Consider the following 11,943-nt stretch of genomic DNA (forward strand, 5'->3'; position numbering starts at 1 on the left):
ATTTTCTAACAAAATCCTAGATTCTCTAGTACCTTTATCTGGTAAATTAACTATAATGATAGATTATCTAACATGTCTTTATACTCATCTGGCGTATTGATATTCACAGCAAAATCCGTTCGGATATGTCGCTCCTCGAAAAATGCAGCCTGTGCAGGCTGCCAATCCAAATGGTCAAGCAGCCCCATTAAGCGATAACTCTCTTCCCGCAGCAGCAATTCGGCCTCGCTCCCCACATCTCTGGCATAAATGCCATGCAGCGGATGCAGACGGCCATTCAACTCGGGAATGATCGCATCCACATTGTTCTCTCTGCACACCGTCAGCATCGCTTCCGCAGCTTCCCCCGAGATATAAGGCATATCACAGCCGACAATCCAAAGATGAGATGCTTGCGCGACACTGGATGCGGCATGAATGCCGCTTAATGGCCCCTTCTGCAAGTAAATGTCACTAACACATAGCACATCGTGATCCCACGCGGCAAGCATCGGCTGTAAAGTATCAGGCTCATTCGTCACGACGATCACTTGTTGACACCAGCGTGCCATTTCCTTCAACTGCCTTAGCATAATAGCTTCCCCCTGCACAGGGAGGAGCGCTTTAGATTGGCCTCCCATGCGTCGGTTTAGCCCTCCAGCTAATATGACCCCCGTCATCATGCTTCAAGCTCCGCCAGTCTTTTCTGAAATGATTGCTTCCAGCTGTCCGATAGTGCCTCAATCCCTGCAACTCTTTTGACCGCTTCCAGATTGAACCTATCGTGGTACTTGATCTGATTGGCAAATGCAACCGTCACTGCCTTCTCATCTCTTGCGATAAGTCTCATCTCAGAATCAGGAGCAATGTAGCCCTCTTTCAGCACGCGAAAATAATACCCGGTGTAACCCGTCTCTTGTACATGAAGAGCTGCTTCTGGCCAATCCATCCGCTTCGCTAGTTTATGACAGGGCTGACGAGGCTGTGAAACTTGCACAATCACCTCATCAATTGCAAACGTATCCCCAATACAAATGTCGTGTTCTTGTAAACCGCGTATCGTTAAATTCTCACCAAACGTACCGGCTTCCAGCTCATGGCCGCGCAGCTTTTCCCAATAGACATAGTGCTCCTCTGGATACGCACAAATGGCTTTGTCAACGCCGCCATGAAAGTTCAAATCAGCTTGCCCATCTCCCTCTATCTGTACCTTCGATACAAACAAAGAGGAGCTGACCGGCGTCTTATAGATCCCCGTAGTCAGCTCTTTGCCTTGATATTGTATGGTTTGGGGTAGCCCCACGTTAATGGATGTAATTTTCATGGCAAATGTCCCTCATTTTCGAACAGGATTCTTTGCCCTTACTATACCAAAAACCTTCAAAAAAGTCAGTGCCCATCCTGTCCGAGCTTGGTAATTACGCGTTAGATCTTCCGACCCAAGCATCGTTGTCATAGCCCCGTACTTCCCAATAACCCATGTGCTCTTTATCGATCAGTTCAATACCTTGCAGCCATTTCACTGATTTATAGGCATACATTTGCGGTACGATCAATCGAACGGGTCCGCCTAATTGCTGCGGAATTGGCTTCCCGTCCATCATGACAGCGACCATAATATCGTCCCCGTTCGCTTGGCTTAAGGAAAGAGCATCCGTATATACTTTATCTCCCGAGTAAAATTTCACGAATTTCGCAGAGGATTGAACGCCTGCAGCAGCTAACATTTCCTTCAGCGGGATACCTTCCCATGTACATTTGTACACGGACCAACCCGTCACACAATGGAAATCACTGACTTGCACGGTCCGCTTCAGTTTCAGGAATTGCTCCCAGTTCCACGCGTTGGGGTTATCAACGAGACCCGAAATCGCGAATTTCCAGTTGTCGGATGAAAATGCCGGAATTTCCGTCACCGTGTAGACACGGAAATTCCCTTTCGCTCCTCCGCCTACAACCGCGGCGGAGTCCGGCAATGGCTCTGGCGGCGGCAGCATGCGGTTGCCGTCGTTCGCCACATATTCGTCGGTTGCGGAGCCGCCGTTATCCAATGCGCCTTTTATCCAGCGATAAAAGGCCGGTCCGACCGCGATCACGAGCAGCAGCCCTGCGACGAGTCGCAGGAATGACGCGCGTGTGATCGGTGATTCCTTCAGCGCGGCGATAACCGCCTGCGCTGCCGTGCGTGACGTGGCGTCATTCGCCGCCACGGGAGCCTTTTCCGCCGCTGCGACGCTTGCGGCGGCAGCAGGGGCTGGCACCGCCGAACGTGTCACCGGCGGTTTGCCTGCGGCAGCGGCTTGCTCGAGCCGCTGTTGGCGCTTAAGCCATCGGCTGCGCGAGATGGCGTGGTACACGGCATACGGCACTCCGACCCACGTGAGCAGGTCATGCACAAAGAGTGCCGAGTTGTTCCATGCGGGCGGCATGTGTCGGAACTGCCACAGGATTACGCCTGATCCGGCCCAGCCGAGCAACAGTGCGAGCACGAACACTAGATTCGCGCGTTGATTAGGCCGCGTACGGATCTGCCGCCAATGTTTGCGAATCATTGGCGCGTACAGAATCAGCAGCAGAATCGAGGCAATGCCTAAATAAATGTGAAGCTGCTTCAACGTCACACGAAAGCTTCCGAGATCCCCGCGGATTGCGCCAATACTGAGCACAATCCCCGTCGCCGTCAGAAGCAGCAAAATCCAAGCATTCCAGCTATGTATGGCATTTAACCGCTTACCAAATGACTGTTTTAGCCAGCCTCTTTTGGACTCCATTCTCGCCACATCCTTCATTCGTTATGTACGTTCAATCGATCTATGTACCTATCATAACGCATAAATATTAAGAAAGGCTTACAAACACCTAATATTATCTCCCAGTTGAAATACAATGAGCCTGCCATCTCGGCAGGCTCATCATTTGTCATGCTGCTTACTTCAACAAATAAGTATCTACAAATGCTTTTGGCACATAGGTCATACTATTAATTAGCATAGGAGCGTACATCAACATGCCAGCCATTCCGCCATCTTGAATCGTCATGCTGTCAATCTGAATGACAAACGTACTTCCCATCATCATATGCTTATCGCCCATCATTCCCTTATCATCCATCTTCTTATCGCCCATGTCACCCATCATCATCTTCGTCAAAACGATCGAACGTGTTGCATCCTGCCAAGTCACTTTGAACCCGAGCGATTCGGCTACTTGGCGCAGCGGGACTAGTTCAGTGCCATCTTTCATCATCGTTTGAATTCCCGAGTAATCAACCTGCTTTGCCATCATTTCTTCAGCGCTAGCCATCGTTGGCAAGGCCAGTGTACAGGCAACAACGCCCACAAGCAGTGCTCTTTTCCAAGATAACCTTGTTCTCGACCTCACGTTCGTCCCCTTCGCGTTCCATGTATCCTCCATACTCATTTCATGCATCCCTTTCCACTCCTTCGTATTTTCCTTTGTCGCCACTGCTGTCATTCGGTTCATTTCATTCATCTCTCTCATCCCTTTCCTCTCTTACCTGCTCTTCTCATCACCTAATTTATCGTGCCAAGCTTACCAATCACTAACGAGAGTCTTACGAAACACTTACAGGAGGCTAACAAAAAAAAGCCCAGCATCACCTGCCAGACTCTTTCCCCTATCCACTATGATTTATAAATCGGCATCGTAAACCAGAATCGGCTTCCGTCTCCCGCGTCACTCTTATGACGTTCAACACCAATCGTTCCACCGTGCAGCTCAATGATCGATTTTGCAATGGCCAGTCCGAGGCCAGCTCCGCCGCTTGCCCGTGTCCGGGAGGGATCTGCCCGATAGAAGCGATCGAAGACGCGCTCCCTATCTCCCTCATCAATCCCATGCCCTTGATCGGCAATACTCAGACGTACGAACTGTTCTGACATAGGCTCAGCCTGGATATCAATCCTGCCGCCAACAGGTGAATGCCGAATCGCATTGTCCAAAATATTAGCAAGCACCCGCTTCATTTCCTGCGGCATGATCGCCACTGGCGGCAATCGATCCGGAAGATCGACTTCAACCTGCATCCCTTTTTCCTCTAGCTGAAAAGCCAAGCTCTGCAACCCATCCACCAACAAATGATCCACATGGTATCGCTCAGGAACGAATTCCGTGCCTCCCGCATCTAGCTGGGACAGCTTAAACAATTCTTGAATGAGCGCATCTAAGCGCCCCGTCTCCAGTCGAATCGTCTGCAAATACCGTTCGAACGTCGGCTTATCAGCAATGACATCATCTTGTAAGGCTTCGACGAAGGCCTGAATCGAGGCCATTGGCGTTCGCAGATCGTGCGAAACGTTCGCTACCAGCTCTTTACGCGATGCTTCGGCAGACCGAATTTGCCCGAAACTCTCGTTCAATTTTCCCGTCATCCGATTAAATTGCTCAGCCAGTCGTTGGAATTCAACAGGACCAATCTGAGGCACTTTGCCTTTAAAATGACCCTCCGCAATATGTGTCGTTTCTTGTGTAATCGCTTGAATTGCTTTCTCGAGCGGTCTCGTCATGAAGTAATGAATGAGCATCGATACCCCCGCCGCGCTAAGCGTGACGGTCGTGAGGATTACAACATCCTTCCAATTCAATAACATATATTGATAGCAGATAAATAAGGTCAGCAGAATCATGCCCGTGCTTACCCCGCTCGCGATTAGCAAATACATCCGCAGCTTCATGATGGCTCCCTACCCTCGAATTTATAGCCAATTCCCCAAACGGTCTTGATAAAACGAGGCTGAGAGGGATTCGATTCGATCTTCTCCCGCAATCGACGGATGTGCACAGTAACGGTCGTGGTGTCCCCATAATAGTCAACATCCCACACCTTATTTAGCAGTTGATTTCGTGAAAAGACTTGCTCCGGATGCCCCGTAAACAGGTGCAACAGCTCAAACTCTTTCACGGTTAGCTCAATTTCCTTCCCGTTCACACGGACACTGCGGTGCAGCACATTCAGCTCCAGCCCCGGAAACTTCAGTACATGTCCCGGCACTGCGCTCGCCACTACACTAGTCCCCTCCTGCTGGCTTCGCTGCTGCCGACGAAGTATGGCCTTCACTCGCAGCACCAGCTCACGCGGGGAGAAAGGCTTCGTCATGTAATCATCTGCGCCCATCGTTAACCCCATCAGGCGATCCATTTCATCGCCTCGCGCGGTCAGCATGATGATGGGCACATCCTGCTCGTTGCGAATTTCTTCGCATACTTGCCAGCCGTTTTTGCCAGGCATCATCAGATCAAGAACAATCAGCTGTGGGCTGTGATCCCGCCACAAACGGAGCGCTTCCTCTCCACCTTCCGCAGTGATCACCTGATAGCCCTCCCGCTGTAAATAGACAGAGCACACATCGGTTATATTGGTCTCATCATCAACAACGAGAATGAGTGAATGATTCATCCCTTGACACTACCTCCTAAATAAAGCCCCTTACTTTCGTTGCATATAATGTTGATTATACCTCAATTCATCTCATTCAAAGCTTACAGATGTCTTACAAATCGGAGTGCATGCCTGTAAACAAAAGAAAAAGGTCAAATCACGTCGTAACGGATTTCACCTTCAAAGGATGGCATCTATGAAATTAACCGCCAATACGGATCTTACGGTATGTATCGATAAACGAAAGGACATCGACCCGTTTCCCCCTCTTTTTAGCTACTCGCGCCATTTTCACAAGGGTTGTCCAGAACTCGTCCAGCACTGGGGATTCAAACTCATTTTCTTTCGTTTCCTGCGTTAGATTATGTTTATTTTTGTACGTAGTACCTTCATCCGAAATGAGGTATTGAATTTGACTTTTTTTCCATTGCTCTCCCGATACGTAGCTGACACCCATTTCACGCATTTTTTTGCGAACTGATGTGACTGGACGTGACAATTCTTTGGCAATAACGACAGGTGGGCACTCCGAGGAAAGGCGAATTAATCTGTCCAGTTCTTGTGTGGACCATGGTTTTTTAGTCATATCAATGAACCCCATTTCGTGAAAATGAATGTTTCGTTTTGCCTGTTCTTGGTGAAGTACTCTAGGTATAATAAAAGAATAGCAATGAAATGTTAAGTAAGTATGAGTTAACCATAATGAAAGTATGAAGACATAACTTTTTCGCTATTTATTTTAAAATGAGGATCTTGGAGGGAGAAAATCAATGAAACAACGCGTAAACGGCACTACTCTATTCGTACAAGACCAGGGGCAAGGAGCTCCTATTATCTTACTTCATGGCTTTCCGTTAGATCATCGCATGTGGCAATCCCAGGTAGATGCCTTGTCGCCTAGCTATCGCGTCATTGCACCTGATTTCCGGGGAATGGGGCAATCTGATGTGCCCGTATCACCGATGTCTCTCACGCATTATGCACAGGACATTCTCGCCATTATGGATGAAAAAGGCATAGAAAAAGCCACCCTCGGAGGTTTCTCCATGGGCGGCTATGTCGCCTTAGCACTTCTGCGCTTAGCGCCTGAACGCTTCTCAGCGCTGATCTTCGCCAATACTCGCCCTGAGCCAGATGGCCAAGAAGGACGTAAGAATCGGATGAACATGGCGGTAAATCTCTATGACAAAGGACCCGCTGCCGCCCGAGATGCGATGCTGCCGAAGCTTGTAACGCCAGCGACGCTCCAAGATCAGCCTCAGCTCATCGATGATTTACGGACTGCGATGGATAGTATGCCAGCCGAGGGACTTGTCCATGCCAGCATTGCAATGGCATTCCGTGAAGACTCCGTGGAACTGCTAAGCTCTATTCAAGTACCTACTCTCGTCATCGCAGGTGAGCAGGATGCAATCGCACCACCGGACGTGATGAAGGCAATGGCAGACCGGATCGCTGGTGCCCAATTCCACGTAATTCCATCAGCTTCCCATCTGACGCCCATGGAGAAACCCGAAGCTTTTAATGATCTGCTCTTTAGCTTCCTACAAGAGATTACGCCTTAACGAGCTGATTCATCACCATGACCGCAGCCCCAATCGCAAGGGCTTCATCGCCCAGCTGCCCTTTGCTAAACACAACCTGATAGGCGGGGTAATAATAGGTTTTCCGGATGGCAACTTGCGTTGCCGTCTGGAAGAAGAGCTCCCCGCCTGAAATCAAGGGCCCTCCGATGATCACTTTCTCCGGGTGCAAAATATTTAATAAATTCGCAAGACCGATCCCAAAATAGGTCGCAGCCTCCGTCACGATCTCCACGGCAAGGGGATCATTTTTTTGTAGAGCCTCCATAATGTGCACGTAGGAGACCTGCTCCGGATCCTCGACCATATGGGAGAGTATTGTCGATTTACCTTTTTTTAAGGCTGATCTCGCGGCCTTTTCTATAGCATATAAGGAAGCGTAAGATTCTAGCGCTCCATAATTGCCAGCTTGGTTACGGTGAGCAACGCCATCCGTTTGAATAATCATTTGGCCCACTGAGCCTTCCATATCCACCGCGCCATAAATCACTTTACCTTCGGATACCATCGACGAACGCAAGCCAACGCCTGCATGAATGTAGAGTAAATGCTTGAAGCTACGCGTCCGCTGATGCCAGGACTCAGCTAGAATGGCTGTGTTTGCCCCATTGTCTAAAAGTGTAGGAATCCCCAGCTCCTGGCTCAACCGCTGGCAAATTTCCACATTCCTCCACCCGCTAGCTGGGAAGTAGGATGGCTCTAGAATAACACCTGACAACCGGTCTACAGGTCCTACCGCTCCGATCCCCATCCCCAGCACTTCCGATGTTGGAATCTGATGCTGAGTCAGCATTCGCTGCGCTTCCTCTACGATCAGTGGAATCAGCACTTCAGGGGTCATGACTTCTGTCATCGCCCAGCTCTTCGTATCCAGCTTATTCATGCCCAGATCAACAAGAACCAGCTTCGATAATGTTCGCGATATTTCCACACCAAAGATATAGGCATACGCGGGATTCTTTTCATACAAAATCGGCCTCCGCCCACCTGTCGATGCGCCGAAGCCCGATTCTAAGATGAGTCCTTGGCTCGTCAGTTCCTCTAGGAGCCTTGTCAACGTCGATACGGTCAAACCGCTTTGATCTAATAAATCTATTTTCGAAACAGTTGTTTGTCGTGTAATCAGCTCATATACTTCTTTGGCCTTGCGATTCGAAATCCGTTCTGAAATAACATCTACGTTCACGAGAAGCAGCCCCCAATGATAATCTGTCTCAAATGCTTCGCCATCAAGGAGCCAATATCCTGCTTCAGATTTTCCCTTACGCTTTGGATCCTATCATGAGCGTGTACCCCATATACGGGTGATATTTGCTAACGAGTTCATCATACCGCGCTGTAATCTGCCAGATGCGCGGGTCCATGAACGATTGCCGGTCTGATAAATGGACAGGATCTGGATGTTGAACTTGATCCTCAAACATCGTTAAAGGAAACGGATGTATGCCCGTCGAGGTGACATCAATGAACTGGTTGCCGATTAAGAGCTCTTGCCACTCTTCCAGCTTATAAATTTTACCTACCCCATAGAAGCTGCATAGGGATCGGTGAATGGCTGGTGTCATCTCTTTCACTTTAATGACTTCACGGTCATATAGCTTGCCTTCTGATTTTAAGACGCGGTAATACTCGGACAAAGCTTTCTGGGCATCAGCGAAATTCGTGACCGACTCCACCAACACTACATCAAAAGTATCAGCCTCAAAGGGTAACTGGCATACATCCCCAATCAGAAAATTTACTTGTACACCCTGTTTCTCCGCTCGAATTTTGGCTTTGGCGATCATCTCCGGACGAATATCGACAGCCGTGACTTCGCAGCCTTGTTCAGCCAAGTAACAGGCTGTTCGTCCTGTCCCGCAGCCAACCTCCAGCACCTTTTTACCTTGTTCTATCGGATATTTCTTCAATTGATCAATGGTTTCCCCGAATCCTCCGGGATGTGCATTACCTATCCCAAGCTTCGCTAACATATCCAAGTATTCGATAGCCCCTACACCTCCGCAATGGCGTTATGTTCTTTTTCTACCATATGGAGGGCTGACGTCACTTGTTCAACTTCCGTACCGCTTTTTCCCAAAAACGGGCATTTGCCTAAATCCAGTTATCTTCACCGTGTGTATAGGCGAAACACCCAATCCAATCGTGACAGATTACCATAGGATAGTATTGTCTCTCACCCGCTTCTGCGGAGGAGCAGTCCTTGAATGGGGGGTGACATAAATGGGTGTAGCTGCAGGTAGTTGTGCTGGTTATGGTGGATCGTCCGCTGCTGTTGTTCTTGTTCTTTTCGTTTTACTTGTTATCGTAACAATGACTTTTGTTTGGTAATTAGCCATACTTGAGTGGTCATACAAATAAGGAGCCAGGTCTCAATTGCACCTGACTCCTTATACATAGATCAAACTTATTTCTTAGCAGCTGCTAAGAAGGCATCCAACTGCTTCTGCTTCTCAGCAATAATTTTATCAATGCCTGCTGCTTTCATTTTGTCTTGATATTTCGGCAAGGAAGCATCCATATCTACAGAACCTGTATCCATCGCAGCATCGAATTCTTTGCCTACGTTAACTGCAGCTGCTACTTGCGTTTTGACAGGCTCCGAGTCGAACGTGAAGCCTAGACCTGGCGATTTCTTGCCGGATTTATTGAATTCTTTGAATTTATCCCATTTCTGCGGATCTTCATTATCGTACAAATAGTTGAGGAACTGGTTACCGAACTGCCATGCTGCACCCGGTGCATAATTTTTACCTGCATCAGTAGCTTTGATAATGTTCTCAGACACTTTCGTGTAGTGGACACCTTCAATACCGAAGTTGATTAAATTGTTCAATTGTTTATCCGTGTGAAGCAGGTTAATCACCATCATCGCACGAGCTGGATCTTTGGATGTAACAGAGATACCCAACATGGATCCGGCTGTGTCGCCAGTTGAAATCGTACGTGGTGTCAGCTCAATTTGAGCCAACTTCCCAACAAGATTTACCGCATTCGCTAATTCGCTGTCTTTACCAGGTTTTAAAGAAGACGTAATCATGAACACATTGCCGGATTTCAAAGCATCTTGACCCGATAATTGCGTTGTAGCCGCATCTTTATTGACATACCCTTTTTGCATAAAATCACGTGTTAATTTCAAAATTTCCTTATAACGCGGTTGATCCCATTTCGGAATCACTTTTGTGTCCGTGCCATCTTTCATAATAACACCTGGAATGGTGCTGTCACCTAGATAGTCATATTGAGCCAAATAATGCGCATTCAGATTATCTCCGTCGCGAAGGAAGAACGCCGTCATTTCAGGCTTTTTCTCTTTCACCACTTTGAGAACATTGCCAAGATCAGCCATCGTTTTCACTGCCGTCATATCAATACCAAGTTCTTTCGCTATGTCTGAGCGATACACAACGCCCCCGGAAGCGGCTAGCTCTTTATTCGTTGGAACGCCATAGTTTTTACCATTGATTTTCGCGCCTTCCAAGAAAGCTGGATCAAGGGAGTCTGTAATCCCTTTGCCATATTGCCCCAATAGGTCATTAAGTGGCATTAACGCCCCTTTACCCACGTTAACAGCATGACCGTTCCATTGTGCAGTGAACAGAATATCGAACTCTTCACGGGAGGCAATCATCAGATTCGTTTTGTTATCCCATTGACCCCAATCGATAGGCATCAATTTGATCGTTGCGTTGATTTTGTCTTTCAACACCTTATTCATCGCATCTTCCACCTTGGCTTGGTCAGGCTGAGGCGTCCCAGGATAAACGAGTTTCACTTCATAAGGCTTCAGATCGGATGTTGCTGCTTTCGTCGCAGCTGGTGCTGTACTTGTTGCTGGTGCCGGTGTAGCGCTTGCAGTCGTCTCTGTCGTACTTTTGGAACAGCCCGCTAAGGTGAGTGATAACGAAAACGTCAGTGTAAGAAGTGCAAGAGTGCTTTTTCTCAAAGCTTTCATTGATGGATTGCCTCCCTTTTCTTGTTTCTTCCTATATGCTAATCCAGCCTAAGCTGGTACAAGCCGTCTTAAACTACCCTTTAATGGCCCCAACCGTCAAGCCTTTCTTAAAATATTTCTGAAAGAAAGGATACGCGAACACAATTGGACCGATCCCGAGAACAGCCATCGCCATGCGCACAGTTTCCGTCGGGAGCTGAAGAATGCCGCCTGCTTGTGATAATCCCTGACTTGCCTGCACATTTGAAGTTAGAAACTGAATATCGAGCATCGTTTTGTACATCATGAATTGGAGATTGATATTTTTACTCCCTGAGATGAACACCAGACTAAGGAACCAGTCGTTCCAATAGTTCAACACCTGAAACAATCCGACAGAGGCTAGAACAGGTAAGGAAAGCGGAATAATAATTTGGCTAAAAATCCGTACCTCACCGGCACCATCGATTTTCGCAGCCTCAATTAAGGGCATGGGGATCGAATTGGCAAAGAAGGTTCGCAGCAGCAAGACGAAGAAAGCGGATACGAGTAAGGGCAGCATGAGCGCAGCGATCGTATTTTTCAAGTCTAGCATTTGTGTATACACCAGATACCAAGGAACGAGTCCCCCATTGAAGAGCATGGTGAAGAACATGAAGAAGGAGAAGAAACTTTTATGTGGAAAATCACTTCGCGAGATGGGATACGCATACAGTGACATCATTACTAGACTGATCGCCGTGCCCACCGTCGCTAAGAAGACTGAAATCCCAAAAGAGCGTAAAATTTGATGCCAATCCTTGAACATAAATTTATAGGCTTCCAAGCTCCATCCGTCCGGGATAAAATTGTAGCCATGAATCAGTACGCCCTTTTCATCGGAGAAGGAGACAATAATCACTAAAACCAGCGGCATGATACAGGCTGCGGTATAGATCCAGAAAAACACGTTAACCAACAAATTCGCTGTAGGTGATAAATCGTTGGGTCCCTGTTTCTTGGCTATCCGCTGCTTGCGTACCGAAATTGCTTCACTCATGACAGCC

12 protein-coding genes are annotated in these 11,943 nt (G+C 48.0%); 1 reads left to right on the plus strand and 11 read right to left on the minus strand.

What is annotated here, in order from left to right; genetic code table 11:
• Positions 1 to 50 precede the first annotated feature (50 nt).
• The 7 genes from mobA to A8709_RS03695 all read right to left on the minus strand — a co-directional run bounded on the left by mobA (position 51) and on the right by A8709_RS03695 (position 5,963).
• Positions 51 to 662: a molybdenum cofactor guanylyltransferase gene (gene mobA / locus A8709_RS03665; RefSeq protein WP_065850835.1), complete on the minus strand. Its 612-nt coding sequence runs from the start codon at positions 660 to 662 to the stop codon at positions 51 to 53.
• Positions 659 to 1,303 carry an MOSC domain-containing protein gene (locus A8709_RS03670; protein WP_065850836.1) on the minus strand — a complete coding sequence of 215 codons (645 nt, stop codon included), beginning with the start codon at positions 1,301 to 1,303 and terminating at the stop codon, positions 659 to 661. The genes mobA and A8709_RS03670 overlap by 4 nt, the downstream gene beginning before the upstream one ends.
• Positions 1,304 to 1,397: 94 nt before the next feature.
• Positions 1,398 to 2,750, minus strand: a complete 1,353-nt coding sequence (locus A8709_RS03675; protein WP_065850837.1) for a molybdopterin-dependent oxidoreductase — start codon at positions 2,748 to 2,750, stop codon at positions 1,398 to 1,400.
• 157 nt (positions 2,751 to 2,907) lie between these two features.
• Positions 2,908 to 3,471, minus strand: coding sequence for a stalk domain-containing protein (locus A8709_RS03680; protein ID WP_208607631.1), 564 nt, complete (start codon positions 3,469 to 3,471; stop codon positions 2,908 to 2,910).
• A gap of 152 nt (positions 3,472 to 3,623) precedes the next feature.
• A complete protein-coding gene (locus A8709_RS03685) occupies positions 3,624 to 4,673 on the minus strand; it encodes a HAMP domain-containing sensor histidine kinase (RefSeq protein ID WP_065850839.1) in 1,050 nt (349 codons plus the stop codon).
• A complete protein-coding gene (locus A8709_RS03690; protein WP_065850840.1) occupies positions 4,670 to 5,395 on the minus strand; it encodes a response regulator transcription factor in 726 nt (241 codons plus the stop codon). Before A8709_RS03690 ends, A8709_RS03685 begins: the two co-directional genes overlap by 4 nt.
• 184 nt (positions 5,396 to 5,579) lie before the next feature.
• A complete protein-coding gene (locus tag A8709_RS03695; RefSeq protein ID WP_065850841.1) occupies positions 5,580 to 5,963 on the minus strand; it encodes a hypothetical protein in 384 nt (127 codons plus the stop codon).
• Between the two features lie 184 nt (positions 5,964 to 6,147).
• Between A8709_RS03695 and A8709_RS03700 the strand changes: the two genes are divergently transcribed.
• A complete protein-coding gene (locus tag A8709_RS03700) occupies positions 6,148 to 6,942 on the plus strand; it encodes an alpha/beta fold hydrolase (protein ID WP_065850842.1) in 795 nt (264 codons plus the stop codon).
• Here A8709_RS03700 and A8709_RS03705 read toward each other — a convergent pair.
• The 4 genes from A8709_RS03705 to A8709_RS03720 form a co-directional block, all read right to left on the minus strand.
• Positions 6,932 to 8,146, minus strand: a complete 1,215-nt coding sequence (locus A8709_RS03705; RefSeq protein WP_244163085.1) for an ROK family protein — start codon at positions 8,144 to 8,146, stop codon at positions 6,932 to 6,934. The genes A8709_RS03700 and A8709_RS03705 overlap by 11 nt on opposite strands.
• A 76-nt stretch (positions 8,147 to 8,222) precedes the next feature.
• On the minus strand, positions 8,223 to 8,933 hold the full coding sequence (locus A8709_RS03710) for a class I SAM-dependent methyltransferase (protein WP_244163092.1): 711 nt from the start codon (positions 8,931 to 8,933) through the stop codon (positions 8,223 to 8,225).
• Positions 8,934 to 9,367: 434 nt separating this feature from the next.
• Complete coding sequence (locus A8709_RS03715; protein WP_065850845.1) at positions 9,368 to 10,918, minus strand: ABC transporter substrate-binding protein; 1,551 nt, start codon at positions 10,916 to 10,918, stop codon at positions 9,368 to 9,370.
• Between the two features lie 73 nt (positions 10,919 to 10,991).
• Positions 10,992 to 11,936, minus strand: coding sequence for a carbohydrate ABC transporter permease (locus A8709_RS03720; protein ID WP_065850846.1), 945 nt, complete (start codon positions 11,934 to 11,936; stop codon positions 10,992 to 10,994).
• Positions 11,937 to 11,943: the final 7 nt, after the last annotated feature.

Origin of the sequence: Paenibacillus pectinilyticus (assembly GCF_001700435.1) — a bacterium.
GTDB classification, from domain to species: domain Bacteria; phylum Bacillota; class Bacilli; order Paenibacillales; family NBRC-103111; genus Paenibacillus_E; species Paenibacillus_E pectinilyticus.